Origin of the sequence: Lysinibacillus sp. CNPSo 3705, from assembly GCF_028674935.1 — a bacterium.
In the GTDB taxonomy this organism is placed as follows: domain Bacteria; phylum Bacillota; class Bacilli; order Bacillales_A; family Planococcaceae; genus Lysinibacillus.
Genome location: NZ_JAQZSD010000004.1, coordinates 85,469 through 106,097, shown reverse-complemented (window position 1 = coordinate 106,097; position 20,629 = coordinate 85,469). Strand labels below are relative to the sequence as shown.

At 36.0% G+C, this 20,629-nt stretch carries 19 protein-coding genes and 2 pseudogenes; 7 read left to right on the top strand and 14 right to left on the bottom strand.

Annotated features, from left to right (window positions below):
* Window positions 1-72: 72 nt before the first annotated feature.
* The 6 genes and pseudogenes from PVA17_RS02820 to PVA17_RS02795 form a co-directional block, all read right to left on the bottom strand.
* Entirely contained in the window at window positions 73-456 is a 384-nt protein-coding gene (locus tag PVA17_RS02820) for a cupin domain-containing protein (RefSeq protein WP_132362134.1), read from the bottom strand.
* A gap of 42 nt (window positions 457-498) precedes the next feature.
* The gene (locus PVA17_RS02815) at window positions 499-1,458 is read right to left on the bottom strand and encodes a 2-hydroxyacid dehydrogenase (RefSeq protein ID WP_132362132.1); all 960 of its coding nucleotides are present in this window, start codon (window positions 1,456-1,458) and stop codon (window positions 499-501) included.
* 391 nt (window positions 1,459-1,849) lie between these two features.
* Window positions 1,850-4,174 carry an ABC transporter permease gene (locus PVA17_RS02810; protein ID WP_274066815.1) on the bottom strand — a complete coding sequence of 775 codons (2,325 nt, stop codon included), beginning with the start codon at window positions 4,172-4,174 and terminating at the stop codon, window positions 1,850-1,852.
* 2 nt (window positions 4,175-4,176) lie between these two features.
* The gene (locus PVA17_RS02805) at window positions 4,177-4,881 is read right to left on the bottom strand and encodes an ABC transporter ATP-binding protein (RefSeq protein ID WP_132362128.1); all 705 of its coding nucleotides are present in this window, start codon (window positions 4,879-4,881) and stop codon (window positions 4,177-4,179) included.
* Window positions 4,882-5,732: 851 nt separating this feature from the next.
* A pseudogene (locus PVA17_RS02800) lies at window positions 5,733-6,152 on the bottom strand (2-thiouracil desulfurase family protein).
* Window positions 6,153-6,424: 272 nt separating this feature from the next.
* Complete coding sequence (locus tag PVA17_RS02795) at window positions 6,425-7,012, bottom strand: SCO family protein (RefSeq protein ID WP_132362126.1); 588 nt, start codon at window positions 7,010-7,012, stop codon at window positions 6,425-6,427.
* Between the two features lie 588 nt (window positions 7,013-7,600).
* Between PVA17_RS02795 and PVA17_RS02790 the strand changes: the two genes are divergently transcribed.
* The 5 genes from PVA17_RS02790 (at window position 7,601) to PVA17_RS02770 (ending at window position 12,598) form a co-directional block, all read left to right on the top strand.
* Complete coding sequence (locus PVA17_RS02790; protein ID WP_274066814.1) at window positions 7,601-7,936, top strand: DUF485 domain-containing protein; 336 nt, start codon at window positions 7,601-7,603, stop codon at window positions 7,934-7,936.
* The gene (locus tag PVA17_RS02785; protein ID WP_132362121.1) at window positions 7,937-9,490 is read left to right on the top strand and encodes a solute symporter family protein; all 1,554 of its coding nucleotides are present in this window, start codon (window positions 7,937-7,939) and stop codon (window positions 9,488-9,490) included. It begins immediately after the preceding gene.
* A gap of 489 nt (window positions 9,491-9,979) precedes the next feature.
* Window positions 9,980-10,318, top strand: coding sequence for a DUF485 domain-containing protein (locus tag PVA17_RS02780; protein ID WP_132362119.1), 339 nt, complete (start codon window positions 9,980-9,982; stop codon window positions 10,316-10,318).
* An 8-nt stretch (window positions 10,319-10,326) separates the two neighbouring features.
* Window positions 10,327-11,871, top strand: a complete 1,545-nt coding sequence (locus PVA17_RS02775; protein ID WP_132362445.1) for a solute symporter family protein — start codon at window positions 10,327-10,329, stop codon at window positions 11,869-11,871.
* Between the two features lie 544 nt (window positions 11,872-12,415).
* On the top strand, window positions 12,416-12,598 hold the full coding sequence (locus tag PVA17_RS02770) for a hypothetical protein (protein ID WP_274066813.1): 183 nt from the start codon (window positions 12,416-12,418) through the stop codon (window positions 12,596-12,598).
* Here PVA17_RS02770 and PVA17_RS25510 read toward each other — a convergent pair.
* The 3 genes and pseudogenes from PVA17_RS25510 to PVA17_RS02755 all read right to left on the bottom strand — a co-directional run.
* Window positions 12,595-12,780: pseudogene (locus PVA17_RS25510) on the bottom strand (DUF5360 family protein); the annotation flags it as partial. The gene PVA17_RS02770 and the pseudogene PVA17_RS25510 overlap by 4 nt on opposite strands.
* Window positions 12,781-12,886: 106 nt before the next feature.
* Complete coding sequence (locus PVA17_RS02760; protein WP_274066812.1) at window positions 12,887-13,549, bottom strand: MBL fold metallo-hydrolase; 663 nt, start codon at window positions 13,547-13,549, stop codon at window positions 12,887-12,889.
* Window positions 13,550-13,795: 246 nt separating this feature from the next.
* A complete protein-coding gene (locus PVA17_RS02755; RefSeq protein WP_274066811.1) occupies window positions 13,796-14,719 on the bottom strand; it encodes a DMT family transporter in 924 nt (307 codons plus the stop codon).
* A gap of 112 nt (window positions 14,720-14,831) precedes the next feature.
* Between PVA17_RS02755 and PVA17_RS02750 the strand changes: the two genes are divergently transcribed.
* Together PVA17_RS02750 and PVA17_RS02745 are read left to right on the top strand one after the other, a co-directional pair.
* Window positions 14,832-16,250 carry an aminotransferase-like domain-containing protein gene (locus PVA17_RS02750; protein ID WP_132360642.1) on the top strand — a complete coding sequence of 473 codons (1,419 nt, stop codon included), beginning with the start codon at window positions 14,832-14,834 and terminating at the stop codon, window positions 16,248-16,250.
* Window positions 16,251-16,399: 149 nt separating this feature from the next.
* Window positions 16,400-16,588 carry a hypothetical protein gene (locus PVA17_RS02745; protein WP_274066810.1) on the top strand — a complete coding sequence of 63 codons (189 nt, stop codon included), beginning with the start codon at window positions 16,400-16,402 and terminating at the stop codon, window positions 16,586-16,588.
* Between the two features lie 491 nt (window positions 16,589-17,079).
* Here PVA17_RS02745 and PVA17_RS02740 read toward each other — a convergent pair whose 3' ends face one another.
* From PVA17_RS02740 to PVA17_RS02720, 5 genes are read right to left on the bottom strand one after another with little or no spacing between them, the layout of a single operon-like run.
* Window positions 17,080-17,829, bottom strand: a complete 750-nt coding sequence (locus tag PVA17_RS02740) for a TatD family hydrolase (RefSeq protein WP_274066809.1) — start codon at window positions 17,827-17,829, stop codon at window positions 17,080-17,082.
* Entirely contained in the window at window positions 17,819-18,568 is a 750-nt protein-coding gene (locus PVA17_RS02735; RefSeq protein WP_274066808.1) for an ABC transporter ATP-binding protein, read from the bottom strand. The genes PVA17_RS02740 and PVA17_RS02735 overlap by 11 nt, the downstream gene beginning before the upstream one ends.
* Window positions 18,546-19,316, bottom strand: coding sequence for an ABC transporter permease (locus tag PVA17_RS02730; protein WP_274066807.1), 771 nt, complete (start codon window positions 19,314-19,316; stop codon window positions 18,546-18,548). Before PVA17_RS02730 ends, PVA17_RS02735 begins: the two co-directional genes overlap by 23 nt.
* Window positions 19,316-19,606, bottom strand: coding sequence for a thiamine-binding protein (locus PVA17_RS02725; RefSeq protein WP_274066806.1), 291 nt, complete (start codon window positions 19,604-19,606; stop codon window positions 19,316-19,318). The genes PVA17_RS02730 and PVA17_RS02725 overlap by 1 nt, the downstream gene beginning before the upstream one ends.
* A gap of 1 nt (window position 19,607) precedes the next feature.
* The gene (locus PVA17_RS02720) at window positions 19,608-20,603 is read right to left on the bottom strand and encodes an ABC transporter substrate-binding protein (protein ID WP_274066805.1); all 996 of its coding nucleotides are present in this window, start codon (window positions 20,601-20,603) and stop codon (window positions 19,608-19,610) included.
* Between the last annotated feature and the right edge of the window lie 26 nt (window positions 20,604-20,629).

Sequence of the window (20,629 nt, the reverse complement as noted above, 5' to 3'; positions counted from 1 at the left end):
ATATTACATTTACAAGGAGGAATCTTTCGTTTTACTATGAAAACTAGCTAATCAACAGACGTGCAATTTCAATTAATGATGTTTATGCGGAATAAAGCCGATTGGTGTTGGCCCCGCAATCCCTAACATTACAAAATCTTTATCAGAATTATTCGTCATTCCGTGCTTTTCACCAGCACGTGCAACAACAACATCTCCAGCTTTAATTTGAACCATTTCACCACACTCTGGATAAAAATCTGCTGTTCCTTCGACAACAATCCAAATATCATCAGCTTTCTCGTGCGAGTGAATTGGCAAATCTTGTCCTGGATGCATACACCAAACAGCTCCTACAGTATTAGGTGTTTCATAGAAAATATGTTTTGTCGCTTCTTCTTCTCTAAACTCTTGAATATCTGGCCAATGGAAAATACGATTTTTTAAATCTTTTCTTGCTATTTTTTTTAATGTCATTGTATTTTCTCCTTGTTTCAAATTTCAAAAAAACTATATTATTTAGCGTTTAACAATATTTTGGGGTTTACCGTCTAAAAATGCTGTAGTGTTATCGAATGCAATTTTAGCACGCAGTTCCATCGCTTCATCCGTAAAGAAACCTACATGTGGTGTTAAAATTACATTTTTGGCGTGTAATAGTTTATAGTATCCAGGAATAGGCGGTTCCATATCAAATACGTCGATACCAGCTCCCGCAATTCGCCCTTCATTTAATGCATCCGCCAATGCATCATTGTCAACAATTGGGCCTCGTGCACAGTTGATGATAATGGCTGATTCCTTCATTAAACGTAATTTTTCTCGAGAAATTAAGCCTTTCGTGCTAGGTAGTAATGGAATATGTAATGACACAATATCTGATTGTGCTAATAACTCATCTAACTCCATATACTTGATACCTAATTCTTTAGCTTCTGGATTTCTACTAGATTGATCTGAAGCGATTAAGTTTGCACCAAATGCTTTAAACAATCGAGCAGTCATTAAACCAATTTTACCTGTACCAATCAATCCAACTGTTTTACCTTTAATTTCACTACCTTGGAATGCCCCTGGGAAATGATCGGCACGAATTTCCCTATCACCCTTAGTGATACGACGATACACGTCTAATACTAAACCAATCGTTAATTCTGCAACCGCTTGATTTGCATATCCAGCTGCATTACATACCAAAATATCTTGGTTTTTAGCTTGCGTGATCCCTACATGATCAACACCTGTAAAGGCCACATTGATTAATTTTAACTTGTCATTTTGATCAATTACTTCTGTAGGATAAGGATTATTCGCAATCATAATAACATCTGCACCTTCACTACGACTTGCTAATTCTGCCCAATCAGACGTTTTCTCATTGTAATAAACAAATTCATGACCGCCCTGTTTGATTGGTTCCGCTAACTTTTCAATGATCGAATCTGGAACATTTAATGGTTCTAATAATTTAACTAACATACAATCCATTCCTCCTATTATGTCGATACGCCTGTTGATTAACTAGTGTCCATAGTTAGAAAGAAAGAGTCACACTTCATTTGTTTTTGTATACTTCGCACAAAAAATCTAGTATTTACATTGATTCATACTCCTTTTTTTTCTTATTTTTCATGCTAAAAGCTTAATTTTATTGTAGGATACGAGTAATTAAAAAACATTGTTCACTTTTAACAAAAATACGAACGACATTACATATTTTCGACAAAAGCTTTCGTGCAAATAAAAAAATCAGCCCAAAAATTATCGGGCTGATTCGTTACATTATCATCGTATATTTACCCACACATTGTTTTTTGTCGACCTCTTTAAGCAATCGAAGGTCACCTTTTACACCTTTACGATAAAAACTCTATTCCACACTTTTTAGCGATTCTATCATATTTATTTTCGTCACTTTTCTTCTAAGAAGTAAGTTAGACACTATAGTCAGTAGGAACGCGACAATTATAGAGACGAATATGATGAACATATTTAATTTATCTGGGATTTGCTGATGGGTGCTTGATAGAGCCTTTACTATAATTTTATAGACATAGCCACTGATTGGTAAAGCTACAATGACCGCAAATGTTGTTAGGATAATGTTTTCCAAAAATATTAATCGGTTTATTTTATTTTTTTGATAGCCTAATACTTTCAGCGTTGCCAGCTCACGATTCCTTTCATATATGTTGATGGAAGATATCGTATAGATGGCGCCAAAGGACAGTATGATGGCGCTTGTGATAAACATGATAAATACAAAACTGTTTTGCTTCACAATATATTGTGCCGATTTTTTTAATTCATTCTTATCAGCAATTGTCTCTACACTGCGATCTTTTTCAAAAAATTCACGGGCGCTCATAGCATCTGTAGCGTTATTTGTTTGAACTAAAAGCGAAGTTGGATTGTAGTCTATGTTAAAGCTCTTTAAGTACTCTGGTGTACTATAAAATGATGGATTCGAATACTGTGTAGAGATATTTAAAACCTTCATTTCTACAGAAGTATCTTTTAGCTCTGGCGCTGTAAATTTTATGGTGATACGATCCCCTTTAGAAATATGATATTTGTCAGCGTAAGATTTTGGGACAAGCACACCGTTATTTTCTAAAGAAATGCTATTGTCATTTTCGTCGAAAAAATGAACGAGATTGTTTTCTTGTTCAGTAACTACTAAATTGGCGCTTTCTTTGTCATTATCTTTTATGATTTCAATAGGAAGAGTGGCTAACAAATAACTAGTTTTAATTTCAGAAGGTAGTTTTACCGTATTAAAATTTGTCCCCATCGTATAATCGACTTTTAGATCATACGTATAAACATCTTCAATTTGATCTGCTACTTTTAGCAAGGATGCTTGGGTACCGAAAGCAGTAATCAATAACACGGTGCTTACAACAACACCAATTGAACTTGCTAAAGCTTTTCGTTTATTTAAAAATATATTTCTCAAAATGAGTTTATAACTGTAGGAAATACGACTCCATAAACCTGGAATTCTTTCTATCAAGAGCTTTTTCATCTTCTTTGGTGGTTTAGGACGCATAGCCTGAGCCGCGTTTTCCTTTAATATTGCTCTACCACTTAAGTAACACGATAGAACACCGAAAACACTAGAGAAAATAATTGGTGGGATGATTGACAATAAAGAGAGTGAGAATTTTATGTCAGGCAAAGAGTAGGCCCTTGCACAAGACTTAGTGACTAAAGGAATAAATACAAAAGCGGCAATTACACAACCTATAATAGAGCCTAGTATACCTGCCAGCATAGGGTATCCCATATAGTGAAGCATAATATTGCTGTTTTTTACACCTAAAGCCTTCATAATACCAACTTGATTCCTTTGCGAATCCATAGTCCTTGACATAGCGAGAAAAAGGATAATCGCTTCAATCAAAAAAAGTACTAAAGGGATAACTTTACTCATTAAGTTATTATTTTTAATCGTTTGATTGATTTTTGAATAGTTCAACGTCCGTTCCTTATTTACTTGATCTAAATAGCTAAGCTGCTTGGACTGCTCTTCTATTGATTTGCCTAACTTTTCAATATCGTAACCTTCTTTAGCATCCACGATGATTTCATTAAAGTAAAAGCCATTTAAAATTTCAGGTAATGTTTCTTCAGCAATATAAGCGACTCCATATGCTTTATGGTCTTGAATTTCATTCTTTTTTGCGTGTTCAACATTCTCACCTAAGCCACTAATTATAAAATTAATGCTACTTTCATTCGCATTTATCGTGATTTGATCGCCAACACGATATTGATGTTCTTTTGCATAATGAGAATCTAATAAAATCTCATCCTTTTTTAATGGGATACTACCATCAATTATAGTAGGTGTATTTATTTCATTGTTGTCTGGGATCGAATGAATTTTTAATGTTGTTTTGTAATCTTCAAACGTTTGCGTACCATCAAAGGTATAACGTCCTTCGATTTTATTGATACCTTCAATTTTACTTAACCGAGTGACATCATTTTTAGAAAGCTGACTGTAATATACATGTAAATCGCTTAAATTATGTTTTTGAAAGTAATCCTTCGTATACGTATTAAGATTATTGCTGTAGGTTACTAGTCCCGCATAGAAAAAAGCACCTACTGCAATAACAATCACGACGGCTATAAATTGCCCCATAGACTGTTTAATGTCTCTCAATAATTTTAAAAGCAATTTCATGATTACCACTCAATCCCTTCAACACTTTGTTTTTCCTCATTTATCGTAACACTTTCTATCAGTCCGCTTTTTACTTTTATAATTTTGTCAGCCATAGGGGCAATGGCCGAATTATGTGTCACTAAAACAACGCATTTCTTCGTTTCTCTATTTAAATCTTGCAGAAGCTTTAATACAGACTTGCCGGTTACATAATCCAAAGCGCCGGTTGGTTCATCACAGAGTAAAAGCAAAGGGTTTTTCGCAACAGCTCTAGCTATAGCTACTCTTTGTTGCTCTCCTCCAGAAAGCTGGGAAGGGAAATTTTTCATACGATCCGCTAATCCGACTTTATGTAAAATATCTTTAGCATCCAAATTGTTTTTACATACTTCAGTAGCGAACTCAACATTTTCAAGAGCGTTTAAATTCGGAATCAAGTTATAGAATTGAAAGACGAAGCCCACTTTCTCACCACGATATTCCGTTAACTTTTTTTCGTTCAATCTTGTTATTTCTTGATTCCCAACAAAGACTTGACCAGAGGTAGCCGTATCCATACCGCCAAGAAGATTTAGAATTGTACTTTTACCCGCACCACTAGCCCCTAAAATAACGACGAATTCCCCTTCATTTATGGAAAAATCAACACCATTAAGGGCTTTGATTGGGATTTCTCCTATTTTGTATTCTTTCGTTACGTTTTTAAATTCGATCAGCTTTTTCATTTATTTCATCTCCTCAAATAATTTTTATCAACGGCAAGTAACTCTAAAATAAACAACATTTGTCGTATATTTTAGAGTTACTTTTAATTGTCTCTTTTTGTTGCTTGGCTTTATTAAGAAGCCGTTAATCACGGCAAAATGTTAGAAATTTAATCGACATAAAATGGAATTCACTCTCCCGATCTTGTGCAGAGGTTTCTACCACATCACGCGTCACGGCCTCAAGAAGATTCCATGATGTGTTGACGGCCGTAATGCCTCGGTATTTTTTCGTCCGGATTCGGCCAAAAGCAGTTAAATCATTCTAATAATATATAAGCTGGTAAAATTAAATATATACACGTTTGGTAAAAAATACATTTAAATTTCCCCATTTTTTAAAAGAAATCTTTTATTAATTTTTAGTAGACATAATATAATTATTGTTTACTGAAGATTTGAATGATGAATGACAAGATGTTAGAGGCTTAGCTCACAAAGAAATGAAAATCATGGTGTTGAATTATTCCCCCTTTGGTTGATTTGTACATTGAACGGATTCTACGAATTAAAATAAACAACCCTATAAGTAGAAACATAGAAGTAGCTAGTATTGTAATTTGCACAAAAACCTCCCCGAATTATGTGTTAGTACATCCATTATTGCATAAATTTCAATCATAACCAAATTTATCCTCGTGAATAATCCTGTTCCGTTAGTTTACATTTGACTCTTCACGATGTCAGCTGTATTTAATAGAAATATTAAAGTAAGTTATTCAATAAAATGGTCCTAAAATCAAAAATGAGCGCTTATCCTTGTCCCAGGATTGCGCTCTATAATTGAATATCTTTAATAATTTCAACAGATATTATCGAAAAAACTGCTCTTCAGATATAACTTGTATTCCATTTCTGTTAAGTAAAGCAGTTGTAACTCCGTTTCCCATCATTTTCTTACCTTTAAATTCGCCATTATAAATCATTGTACTTCCACAAGATGGACTAAATTCTTTAAGAACGACTATTGTCGCTCCAATAGCCATTTTTAATGTTGCGTAAGCTCCTTTTATGTACAATTTCGTAACATCTTTACCTGATATCTCAATCACTTTGGCTTTACCATTTAATACATCTTCAGGTTCTCTAGGAGTTGAAAACCCACCAAGTAATTCAGGGCATACGGCAATCGCCTTATTGTCTTCTATTAGTTTACGAATCTTATTATCCTAACTATGCGTACCGTTATATCTTACTTTTAATCCTGCTAAGCAAGAACTTACTAATATCATTGCAATCACCTCAAATTAAATTTCACTTTATGTTTATCCCTATTAATATCATTTCTGACTTCATTATCTGGTTCGTTCGTTGAATAACAGATAAAAAAATTTATAAGCATTCCATACATCTATAATCATAAATAAAAGCTGAACTAAAAAAATAGTTCAGCTTTATAGCTTATTATCATGTTGCACATTGTATATAGGATATTGATGTATTAACTGAATAACTTTGACTATTGACGTTTAATAAAACATTCCAACCTCTGAGTTATTTTTTATTATTTAGCTAACGCCTGCATATCTGCCACAATCGTCTCAACTGGTACATCTGTATAAGCATCATAATCTTTCACAACAATCCCATCAGCATTAACTAAGTAATACCTTCCCATATGTATAACTTGGTCAGTATTTGGATCATTTTTCACGTGTGATTTAAACGATTTCATAGCAAACTGTTCAATAAACTTTTGATCATAGCCAGTCAATAGTTGCCATTTGCTTTCATCGGGTGCTGAATATGTTTTTAAATAATTTTTTAAAACTTCTGGCTTATCAACCTGAGGATCAACGCTAAACGCTAAAATCTGATAATCTTCCATGCCTTTATCCTGAAGTGCCTTTTGTACCTCTGTCATGTTATACGTCATTGGCGGACAAATGGTATTACAATTAGTAAAGATGAACATCGCTAATGACGGCTTGCCTTTAATATCATTAAGGCTAACCTTTTCATTTCTTTGATTAGTTACCGAAAAATCCTGTACTTCTATGTTCATTTCAGGTTCAAATTTATAACTTCCACAACCAGTTAGAATGCTACTTAATGTTAGTATCAACACAAGTAAGACACTGTTCTTTTTCATATATTTGCACACTTCCCTTTCATTTACCATCGTTTTTTATTGTATAAATTATAGTTACTGAATACAAGATATGAGCTTAACCTTTCATTTTTTTATGTCCATTCAATGTATATTGTATGATTTTGGTATATTAATATCCTATAATTTCTAGACAATTCACAATTCTTTTAAATTTTTTAAAACTGTTTTTTTACTATTTCGCTTATTTCCCAAGACATCATATAATTGTTATATAACAAAGTTTTTTTAGTTTTTAAACATATCCTACATATGGAAACGCAATAATAAATTCCTAAAAATTCTCTTTCGCGTTCGAATTTTCTCCTACATTCGCAATTATCATTATTAAACTATTATAAGAATATTATTCTATAAAAAAACTCCATTCTCTTTTATACGGATTATTTCTATTAAATCCTTATTATTTCTATGTTATTTCCATAATCTGAAAATGATTAAAAATTATAAAAACTCAAAATTTAGTATTGCATTATAAGAATCTTCCCCATAAAATAAGTGAATATAACGACGAGAAAAAAAGAAATATGTCGTTTAAGACAGAAATATATCACTTGAGGGGGAATAATAATGGTAAACATTTCTGGAAACAAAAATAAAGATTCAGTTGACTATAGCGCAATTGAAGCTATGGAATCGTTCAACAAGTTCGTAAAAAAGAAGAATGCCTTCCTTTTCTCGATTACAGCAGTATTTTTAACCCTTTATATTTTGTTACCGATCCTTGCTTTCCAACCTGTACTACAACAAAAATACGTCGGAAATATTACAGGTGTTTGGGTATATTCAGCAGGATTATTCATGATGACAATCATTCTTTGTACAGTGTATGTGAAAAAAGCTGCTTCATTCGATAAAGCTGCGGCAGCAGTACTAGCTGAGTATCAGGCGAAAGGTGGAAAATAAATGAACTTAGTATCCGTTGGTTTCTTTTTAGCGATCGTTAGTTTAACTCTTGTAGTAACCTATATCGCAGCGAAACGTACGTCTTCTGCGGCAGATTTTTATACAGCTGGTGGTGGTCTAAAAGGTTGGCAAAATGGTTTTGCAATCGCTGGTGACTACTTATCTGCCGCTGCATTTCTTGGCGTATCCGGTGCGATTGCCTTAACTGGTTTTGATGGCTTCTTCTTCTCTGTAGGCTATGTAGTAGCTAACTTAGTTCTTCTTTATGTAATTGCGGAGCCGATGCGTAATTTAGGTCGTTATACTTTAGCAGATATGCTTACTGCCCGTTTTAATGAAAAACGCATTCGCGGGGTAGCTGCGTCAGGAACAATTATCATCGTAATCCTTTATATGATTGCCCAATTAGTAGGTGCTGGTGCTCTTATTAAACTATTATTTGGTATAGAGTATTGGATTGCAGTTTTAATCGTAGGTGTTATGATGACGACTTATGTATTATTCGGTGGCATGACAGCTACTTCTTGGGTGCAAATTATAAAAGCTAGCCTTCTTTTATTTGGGACAGGCTTATTAGCTACATTAGTATTAATTAAATTCGACTTCTCTCTAATGAAAATGTTTGATACGATCGCTGTGGATCATGGCGAGAAATTCCTTGTACCAGGGATGAAATATACAAGTTCGATTGATTCGGTTTCGATGATGATGGCGCTTGTCTTAGGAACATCTGGGTTACCTCATATTTTAATGCGCTTCTTCACCGTTAAAGATGCCAAAACTGCTCGTTCTTCTATTTCATGGACGACTTGGATTACAGCTATTTTTTTCTCATTAACTATTTTCTTAGGCTTCGGAGCATTAAATTTTGTAGGGATCGATAAAATCCTTGCTGAAAGTAAAGCTGGTAACACGGCTGCTCCACTTCTTGCTAATTATTTGGGCGGTGATGTGTTAATGGCATTTATCGGTGCCGTAGCATTTGCAACTATTTTAGCTGTTGTATCGGGCTTAGTTTTAACAGGGGCTTCTGCGATTTCCCATGATATTTATGGAGAAATTATTAAAGGTGGTAAATTAACAGAAAAGCAACAAGTTGTAGCAGCTCGTACTGGTTCAATTTCTATTGCCTTTGTTTCCATTATCCTTGCACTATTTGCGCAAAACTTGAATGTATCGTTTTTAGTATCCTTCGCATTTTGTATCGGTGCTTCAGCAAACTTACCTGTTATTCTGTACACAATTTATTGGAAAAAATTCAATTCAACAGGTGCTATAACAGCGATGGTAACTGGTTTAGTATCATGTTTAGTTTTAGGTGCTATGGGGCCAAATGTATGGAGTCCTGTTGAAGGTGCGGCAATATTTGTTGGTAATCCTATCGTACCGTTAGCAGTTCCAGCGATTATTACAATTCCACTTGGCTTTATCGCAGGTTATTTAGGCACTGTTCTATCTTCTAGCAAAGTACCACAGGAAGAAGCAGATCGCATTTACAAGGAAATTCGCGTGAAAGCAAATACAGGTGTATCCGTCTCTGATATCTCTCATTGATCGCTTTTTTGTAATCCAAATAATTGCAAAAGGCTATATCAATCGTCCTATCATTCATAATAAAAATATCAAGTTAAAAAACTCGATTTTTTGTCGGGTTTTTTAACTTTTTATTATAAAAAATTTACCAATTTACTTATTGAACAATACTATTCTCTTTCAAAAAAAATTGATTTTCACTGAGTAAATAGTGTTTATTTTTTATAAAAAACCATTTTCTTTTTGAAATTTTATGCGAATTTCCCACTCGCAAATCTAGAGTTGACCTACCTTCATTTATTTATCAGAATTTTCCAAAACCCTTTTATTTCTAGGACTTGTTATGTATATTCTCTTTTAAGACTATTTTTCTAAAAATTATTTTTTCATAATTTTTCTGAAAAGTATTGCAATTTTGTGAACCGTCTCATAAAATGAAGATGTGAATTCACTAAACTAGCAAATTCAAGTCTTTAAGCAGTAAAAATAAACACAAAATGGGGAATGTTAATGGGGAACAATCAAGCAAGCAAGGGCGTCGTGATTGACTATGATGCAATTGCAAGTCAAGAATCATTTAAAGCGCTTGTTCGAAGAAAGAAATCATTTCTTTGGTCAATAACTGTGATTTTCTTAGTAGCTTATATGTTGCTACCAATTCTTACTTCGTACACGACAGTACTACACCAAAAGGCAATTGGGGAAATTACTTGGGTGTGGCTATATTCAGCAGGATTATTCATCATGACTTGGGGCTTATGTCACGTATATGTAGCAAAAGCGAATAGTTTCGATAAAGAAGCACAGGCGATTATCGCTGAATACGAGAACGGAGGTGGCCGCCGATGAATGACGGGATGAGTTTGACAGCCATATTCTTCTTCGTAGCCATTGTTGGTTTAACATTAGTTATTACATGGTGGGCATCAAAACGAACATCTTCTGCAAGTGATTTCTATACTGCAGGCGGCGGGTTAACAGGCTGGCAAAATGGACTAGCCATCGCAGGTGACTACTTATCAGCAGCATCTTTCTTAGGGATCGCCGGAGCAGTTGCATTATTTGGATTTGATGGATTCTTCTTCTCTATCGGATACTTAGTAGCTTACTTAGTAGTTCTATACATCGTTGCTGAGCCATTACGTAATCTTGGTAAATTTACATTAGCTGACATGATCACAGCGCGTTTTGATAGCGCTAAAGTTCGTGGTACAGCAGCTTTAAGCACTATTACAATTGTATTATTCTACATGATTGCACAACTAGTTGGTGCAGGAGCACTTATTCAATTACTTTTAGGGATCGACTATTGGGTAGCCGTATTAATCGTAGGTTTTATGATGACGACATATGTACTATTCGGTGGGATGACTGCAACATCTTGGGTACAAATTATTAAAGCTTGTCTTTTAATGTTAGGAACAGTTATTATTTCATTCTTAGTATTAAAAGAATTCGGCTTTAGTATTGCAACGATGTTTAAAGAAATGGAAACTGCAACTGATAGCGGTGCAGCTTATTTGAACCCAGGTCTTAAATATCAAAATGGTATTGATACTATTTCAATGTTAATCGCTTTAGTATTAGGTACAGCGGGACTTCCACATATCCTAATGCGCTTCTTTACAGTAAAAGATGCGAAAACTGCTCGTTCCTCAGTAATCTGGGCAACTTGGATTGTAGGTATTTTCTACATTCTTACAATCTTCTTAGGCTTCGGTGCAGCTAAATTCGTTGGTAAAGAAGCCATTATTTCTGCAAACGCTGCTGGTAACATGGCTGCACCACTTCTTGCAGAAGCACTCGGTGGAGACATACTATTCTCATTCGTATGTGCGGTAGCTTTCGCAACAATCTTAGCGGTAGTAGCTGGTCTTGTACTTTCTGGTGCATCTGCCCTTTCGCATGATATTTATGGTCAAATCATTAAAAAAGGCAAAATCACGGAAAAAGAGCAAGTACTTGCAGCTCGTATCGGTTCTATCACAATCGCTGTTATTTCAATCCTTTTAGCACTTGGTGCACAAACATTAAACGTAGCGTTCTTAGTATCACTTGCATTCTGTATTGCAGGTTCATCTAACTTACCTGTAATCATCTATACTATCTACTGGAAACGCTTTAATACAGCAGGTGCTATTACAGCAATGTTAACAGGTTTAATCTCTGCTTTAATTCTTGTTGCAGTTTCACCAAACCTTTGGAATCCAGTTGAAGGAAAAGCAATTTTCGTTGGGAATCCATTAATTTCGTTAACGAACCCTGCAATAATTTCTGTACCTCTTGGCTTCCTTGGTGGTTTCATCGGAACATTACTTTCTAAGGAAGCAGATGCTAAAAAATATCGTGAAGTGGATGTTAAAGCTAACACAGGTATTTCTGTACAGGACGTATCTCACTAATATAACAATGACCTTGTAAGTTAATAATACTTACGAGGTTTTTCTTTTTCTTAACTAGTTGCCCAAGCTCTATCTAACGTCTCTATGAAGCTTTGAACTGCGCGAAAAAGAAACGTCAGCATTAATTGTTTTCTGTGCGAAAGCATAGCGTCAGCAACAATTGTTTTTTTGTGCGCGAAAGCGTAGCGGCAGCAATAAATGTTTTCTGTGCTATAGCATAACGTCAGCAACAAACGTTTTCTTTGCGATAGCTTAGCTTCAGCAACAAACGTTTTCTTTGCGATAGCGTAACGTCAGTAGCAACGTTTTCTTTGCGATAGCGTAACGTTAGCAACAAACGTTTTCTTTGCGATAGCGTAACGTCAGTAGCAAATGGCTTCTGTGCGATAGCGTAACGTCAGCAACAAATGTTTTCTTTGCGATAGCGTAGCTTCAGCAATAAGTGGCTTCTGTGCGATAGCTTAGCGTCAGTAATAATGCGCATAGTTAGAACCGAAATAAACCCCATTTTATGGTATAGTTAGAATGAAAAGGAGGATTAACAATGACACAATCAAAAGCAAAAAAGAAGCGCTCGTACATTAAGCGTACGGAAGGAAAAGACGTTGAGAAAAATCGTCAGTTCTCCCCTTTCAGTACACATGAACGTGTAACGAAAACTAAAAAAGAGAGCCTTGAACAAAATTTTACAAAACATAGAAAACACAACCACACTGAGGATGATTAGTGGTTGTGTTTTGCTTGTAATGAGACATCTCGATGTTTAACTGTAATAAGCTTTGGAATAAAGTACAGTGGATATAATAAAAGAAAAAGGTTAGGTATCCACTACATAGGATCAAAATAAAGTTTTATTGTCCAAAAAGCAATCGCCTGTAATCCTGAGCAAAATGTTAGTGCCAGAGAGAGCTTTCAAGATATTCACCTTCCTAACGGAAATCGGAGAAACTATTTTATTTTCCTTATATTCGATAATGTCAATATTATGATAATTCAACAATCAGTTCTAAAAATTTTAATATAAACTTACTTTTTGTATCTGATTATTAATATTATCTGTAGTTAGTCCCCCATGGTAACAAACCACATTTTCAATGTCGAGGTCTAGGTATTTCTTCAAAGAAAGTCGAGCCTCTTTTAAATCCAGTACGGTTGGGAGATGAATTCCCCTAATTACTCCGTCTACACTGTACATCGAGTCCCCGGCAATCAGTGTTTTACTTTGTTTCAAGTATAGGCTGATATGACCAGGAGTATGCCCAGGAGTATGAATTACACGAATCCCGCCACAATATAACAGTTCTTGATTGTCAATCAAGGTTTCATTCACTTTCCCCTTCGGTGGATTCTCTATTTGCCCACCTTTCAAAAGAGGTAAATCTCCCTGGATATAAGGCTTATCTAGTTCGTGAGCATAAACTTTAATATTACTTCCACACTCCTGTAATATCTCAGGAAGACTACCTATATGATCAATATCCTGATGCGTTAAAATGATAACTTTTAGTTTGTCGAACGACACTCCTACCTTTTTCATTGCCACTTGTAAATCTTCAATTTGTCCGGTGAACCCAGTGTCAATTAAAACAGCCATTTCTTGATCCCATAAAAGAGTTGGATGAATTATATTTCCATGAAATTCAAGCTGGAGCATTTCTACCCCCTTAAAAAATTCCATAATTTTAGGCTCCTTTATAAATTTAGATTTTATAAATGGGTTTAGTTACATAAGAACGTCGAAATAATAAAGCTAAATTGTACTTAATATACTCTATTACGAAGCATTACTTATTCACTAACTTAATTGAATAACACAAAACTATTGATTTCCAATTTTCTTCAAAAAGCTCCTTGTGTTCTTCAACACTCTGGCTATATTTCGGCATATATTTGCTCAACAATCAAGCCCAATCATGGAAAGAGGTTAATTTTTAACATCCTGAAGAACAGTCCTCTTCCCCCAAAGCAGCTTCCGTAATGTTTCGAAATTGACTAAAACCGTTCCAACAATAATCGTCAAAGTTCCTATAACTGTTATCCAAGAAATATATTCATGATAAAAGGTAGCACCTAGCATAACGGCAATTAATGGTGAGATATACAGCCATGTAGAAGGAAAAACAGGATTTGTCCGTGAAACAAGCCAATAATAAATACTATGGCCAATCATTGAGCCAAAAATAGTTAAATAAAGAAAAGAGCCAATTGACGCTGGGCTTAAAAGAAAATCAAGCTGAATGTTCTCTGTAAAAAATGACAAAATGATTAATAAAATCCCACCATGCATCATTTGTGCTGCATTTAAAGCGATAGGTGATGTCGTTTCAAATTTTAGGCTGACATGCTTCGAATAAATCGTTCCAGATGCGTAAAAAATTTCACCCAATATAATGGCGAAACAACCAACCATCCAGTAAGGACTAATCTCAATTGAAAAACTAGGTAAAATCAAGAGCATGACACCAATGACTCCGACGACACAACCAATAAATGGTTTCCAATTCCCTTTTTGTTTCAATATGAATGTCTGAATAACAAGGATTATCATTGGACCTGTAGCAGATAAGACAGCTGCAATCCCAGATGTCACATACTGTTCCGCCCAGTATAAAGCAGCGAACGTCCCAAAGGTTAAACCTACTCCTATAAAAAACATCTCTTTCCGAAATAATAACCATATTGTCGTTTTTTCTCTCCAAATCATAAAACTAAATAGCAGAAAACCAGCAATGAAAAAACGAAGTCCAGCTGATAAAAATGGGGGCAATCCTGCATCAACACCAATTTTAATCGCTAAAAATGTCGTTCCAAAAATCAAACACATAAAGAAATAATTAATAATAACCATTAAAACTCCTCCTCTTTTTCAATCATAAAAGAAAGACTATAGAACAGATTGAAAAAGATAGAACAGATTAAATTGGATCGTGGTACAATCGTCTTGAATAGGAGGAATCGATGTGAGCAAAGCGATTCAAAATGGAGACTATCTTTTTAAGAAAGTATATGATTATGTATTGCACAGAATAGAACGTAAAGAATGGAAAGAACATGAAAAGATTCCCTCCGTCCGCCAGTTAGCATCTGAAATGAATGTTCATCGATTAACTGTATTAAAGGCTTATCAATTATTGAAACAGCATGACAAACTTTATGTAAAAGATAAAGCAGGCTATTTTGTCCAATCAAAAGTGACAAAAAATCTTGAAAATCTAGATCTGGACAATCCAATTGTTTCTGCATACGTGCAAAAAAATCATTTATCTGAAATCCATCAAACACCTGTTTCCTATCATTTTTCTCAGGCGTTAATTGATCCAAATCTTTTACCTAATCATTATTTTTCAGATTACGTGAAGAAAGTGTTTGACCTTTATCCGAAAGTACTTGCAACTTATTCAACTGTGCAAGGTGATTTAGAGCTTCGTGAAACACTCACTCAATATTTTATTAATCAGTATAAAACTCATCTCGATGCAGATAATCTGTTAATCACTTCTGGCTCACAACAAGCGATTCACTTAATCGCTCAAACTTTCATTAAGCCAAGAGACGTCGTTTTATTTGAACGTCCAAGCTATAGTGCTGCGATAGATATTTTCAGAGCACAAGGAGCTCAAATTGTAACGGTTAATATCCATCCAGACGGGTACGATTTAAAGCAGGTAGAATTATATATGAAACAATATAAACCACGCCTATTTTATCTTAACCCAACATTCCATAACCCGACTGGCTATACTGTTTCAGCTGAGCAGCGGAAAAAAATAGTAGAATTAGCTGAACAATATCGATGTCTATTAATTGAGGACGATGCCTATCACGACATATATTTTGATCATGCCCCGCCATCACCAATTTACACATATGATACTGCTGGTACAGTCATTTATATCAGAAGCTTTTGCAAATATATCTCACCCGGTTTGAGAATTGGGGCTGTTATTTGTCAATCATCATTAATGAATTCACTACTAACAGTAAAATCGTTAGCTGATAATGGCTCACCACTTCTCAATCAAAAAATTTTCCTCCATTACTTTACTTCCCTAAGATTGCAGCAGCACTTGGAGAAAATCCGGATCGCCCTACAGATTCGAAAGGAAATCATGGAGGAAGAGCTAGCAGTAACAGATTGGAAATGGATCAGTCCAAAAGGCGGTCTTAATGTATGGGTACAACTCCCAGATAATATTCCAACTGAAGTATTATTAACCAAATGTATCGAACAATCTATATCCTTTGTGCCAGGTCAAGTTTGTGATCCATTAAAACAACTATCATCCTGGATACGTTTAAGCTATTCTTATGTAAATGAAAAACAACTACGAGAAGGGGTAAAGAGGTTTGTTGCAGTGGCACAATCTCTTTCTAAGTGATGCGAAGGGCTTGGATAAAAGGTTTGCAAAGCTAGATCATGCCCGCATTCCTATTTTGCTCTGCAAAAGTTAAGTTAATAAATAGATCCCTTATTAAAGTTTTGGCTTAAAAGTGGCCGTTCCTAAAAGCACCTTCGTAACCAAAGTTAGTGATTCAGTTATTTTTATCAGCTATGTTCGACTTTTTATCAGCGATGTTCGAGACTTTATCAGCGATTCTAGCTCTCTTATCAGCGATGTTTGAGGTTTTATCAGCGATTCTAGTTCTTTTATCAGCGATGTTCGAGGTTTTATCAGCGATTCTAGCTCTCTTATCAGCGATTCTAACTCTTTTATAGTCAAGTCCTTAATATTGTGGAAAATTCTATACAATATTCTTCAACTCTGACTTTGGTTTAGTCAAATTGTTGAGCTTATGTTGGAATCCGCCGCTAAAAGTGTGAGTTGCGCCGCTAACCAAAAGAAGAACGCCGCTAAAACACGAAATTCCGCCGCTAACCAAGCAAGGAACACCGCTAAAACTTGAAATTTTATCAGCGATTCTAACTCTTTTTAGTCAAGTCCTTAATATTGTGGAAAATTCTATACAATATTCTTCAACTCTGACTTTGGTTTAGTCAAATTGTTGAGCTTATGTTGGAATTCGCCGCTAAAAGTGTGAGTTGCGCCGCTAACCAAAGGAAGAACGCCGCTAAAACGCGAAATTCCGCCGCTAACCAAGCAAGGAACGCCGCTAAAACTTTTATTTGCAATATTCGAGGCTCCATCAGCGATTCTGATCTTTTAACAAAAACACAGCTGCTCTTTAAAAGAACAGCTGCGTTATTTGCTATAAATTATAAAATGTTGTCGTATTTTTTGTAATGATATGCGCCGCTTCCTCAGTTGTAAGACCTTTTATCGCAGCGATAACCTCGATGGAATGATCCAACATCCAAGGCGATGTTCGTTTATTGTCAAATTGACCTTCGAACGGCCATGGTCCATCTGTTTCTACCATCATCAGCTCGATTGGGTATTTTTTGATTAACTGTTGAATCTCAGCCTCATACGTACAATCAGGCGTGACAGAAATGAAATATCCATTAAAAATCATCCGTTCAATTACTTCCTCATCGCCTTTAAACCAATGAAAATGCGCTTTCGTTACTTGGTGTTTTTCTAATAAATCACAAACAATCGCCGCATCCTCGTAAACCGCATGTAATACAATCGGTTTGTTTAAATCCTTCGCCAATACGATAAACCGTTCTAATAATGCCACATACGGACGCTCATTTATCGCCTTGTCCTGCCTCAAATAATAAGGCAACCCTACCTCGCCGATTGCGACCATTTCATGAGCATGTTGGCGTATCCACTCGAATAATGCCTCTTCCTCCGCTTCACTTGGTAACGGTTGTTCCGGATGAAAACCGAATGCTGCTTTTACTTTTGTATAGGTTTTCGCCAGCTTCCACGTCTTCTCGCACGATGAAAGATTCATGCTAACGGCAATGACATGTTCAGCTTCTTCTAGCAAAGTTGGAATGTCGTGTTCCTTATACTGATCTAAATGAATATGTGCATCAATTAACATTCGCCTCATCCTTTTCTTCTTTTAAATACGTGAATAGCTGTTGTTTCAAAGCCGTAAATGTAGCGGAATGGCGAATTTCTTCTTGGCGTGGCCTTGCAAAAGGTACGATTATTTCCTTTTTAATCGTCGCTGGCCGTTTCGTGAGCACAATGATACGATCCGCTAAAAAGAGAGCTTCCTCGATACTGTGTGTTACGAACAATATCGATTTTCGATCTTTCTCCCAAATCGATAAAAGCCAAGCCTGCATTTCAAGCCTTGTAAACTCATCAAGTGCAGAAAACGGCTCATCTAAGCATAAAATGGGCTTATTACTGACAATTGCGCGAATAAAAGATACCCGCTGTTGCATACCACCCGACAGCTCATTAGGATATGCATTTTCAAACGCCGTAAGCCCTACTTTGTCTAACCATTCCTTGGCTACGTTCATATTTGGTTTTCCATGAAGCTCCTCGACCATCGTGACGTTTTCTACTATCGTACGCCATGGTAGTAAGCATGGCTGCTGAGGCATATAGCCGATCGTTCCTCTTTTTTGTTGGATATCTGTACCGTTTAATAAAATAGCTCCCTTATCAATAGAAGAGACACCACCAATTAATTGAAAGAGTGTGCTTTTACCACTGCCTGACGGTCCGATAATCGCCACAAATTCCCCGTCCTTGACCTCAAATGATAAATCGCGAATAACAGGAAGAGCATTAAAGGATTTATCAATGTTTTGAATGCTTAGCATGAATTCCTCTCCCCTTCACAACAAGTTTTTCTAATAACCGAATCGCACTAAATAATAATAAACTTAACAAAATGATGGCAAAAATCGCTACAAACACGCGATCCGTTCGAAATGAAGATTGGGCTAATGTCATATAGACGCCAATCCCCATTTTCGCACCTAGCCATTCTGCAATGACAGCTCCCATCACACTATACGTCGCTGCAATCTTAATGCCTGAAAAAATCGACGGGTACGCATATGGCCATTCAAGCTTCCAAAAGGTTTGTGATTTCGTTGCCCCAATCATTTCAAAATAATGCTTCAGCTCAGGTGAGGTTTGACGGAAGCCATCCATTGCGGAAATAACAATGGGGAAAAAGCACACAAGACAAATAATAATGAGCTTTGGCAATAAACCAAAGCCAAACCAAATGATTAAGAGCGGTGCTAGAACGAGCACTGGGACATTTTGTGACATAATAAGAATAGGATAAAATAGCTCCCGCACAAACGTAAAACGATGTAATAGCACAGCAACCGTTAGCCCACACACTATTCCAATGGCAAGGCCTAGTAGTGCTAATTGAACAGTCGCTATAGCATGTGGCACAAACGTCTTATACGATTGAAAGCCTTCTTTCAAAATGGCACTTGGTGTGGGTAATAGCCAATGTGGCACGTCTGCAAAACGGACAATAAGTTCCCATATGAATAAGAGGAAGGCGATAAAAATTATCGTCCTTCCTTGTTTGAAAGCCCGCCTCATTACTTGTATTTCTCCGTAAGTGTATTCATTGTAATACCAGATGGCTGATATAAAATTTTCACTTGCGTAATGACATTAATAGCGCCAAGCTCAATCATCTTGTCATTCATTTTTTCAATAATTTGTAGTAAAGTCGTTAGCTCACCTTCCATGGTCGTTTCTAATGGATGAACTTCATATTTCACCCCTGATGCGTCGATAACCGCAATCGCTGCATCGACAAACGGGATCACATCTTCATATTTTTTAGTTTTCGGGATAATTTGTACACTTATTAATGAGTTTGCCATATTACTTTGTCTCCTTTTTCGGTAAAAAGTCGTTTGTAAATGCTTGTTTTGCGTTAAATTCGCCCTCTAAAACTTTATTGTCCGCCATCCATTTCGCGTAATTTTCCCAGACAGCTAGCTTTTGCTCGCCCCATTGTGCTGCGTCGCCTTGATACTTATCTGCTAGCCATTCCTGACTTTTATGCACAAGGTTTTTATCTAAATCAGGTACCGCTTCTAGTAAAATAACAGCTGCTTCAGTTGGATGATTGATTGCATATTCATAGCCTTTTGCTGCAGCAGCGACAAATGCTTTTACCGTCTCAGGATCATCCTTAATCATTTTTTCATTTGTAGCAAGTACAGGTGTGTAGTAATCTAACTGATCACTATAATCAGTTAAATATAGCATGTTTAGTTTTTCGCCACGCAGCTCTGCTTCAATACCTGTCCATGCATAATAAATCCACGCAAAATCAATATCTTTTTTCATCATTGTGAAGAAATCTATATCGCCTGCATTGACAATATCTAATTTATTAATATCTGCATTTTTTGTTTGCATTAGTGATTGCAGTACAGCCTTTTCAAGTGGTGCCCCCCAGCCACCGTATGTTTTACCTTCAAAATCCTTTGGTGACGTAATGCCTTTTGATGCAATGGATGCGAAGCCAGAAGTATTATGTTGAATAATCGCCGCGATCGATACTAAAGGTACATCTTGTACACGTGCCTGTGTAATCCCTTCCTGATAACTTACGCCAAACTGAGCCTTGCCAGACGCCACAAGCTGATCTGCTCCCGCTTCGCCGGGTAATATTATATCTACATCTAAACCCTGTTCCTTAAAGAAGCCAAGTTTTTCCGCTACATATAAACCGGTATGATTTGTGTTCGGTGTCCAATCTAGAACAACCGATACTTTTGTTAATCCTTTAGCATCCTTTTTAACCTCTTTTTCGCTACAGCCCACTAATGTGAAAAGTGCAGCCATTAGGACCAATAACCATTTTTTCATGCTTAATCCTCCAAGTAAGTAGTGTG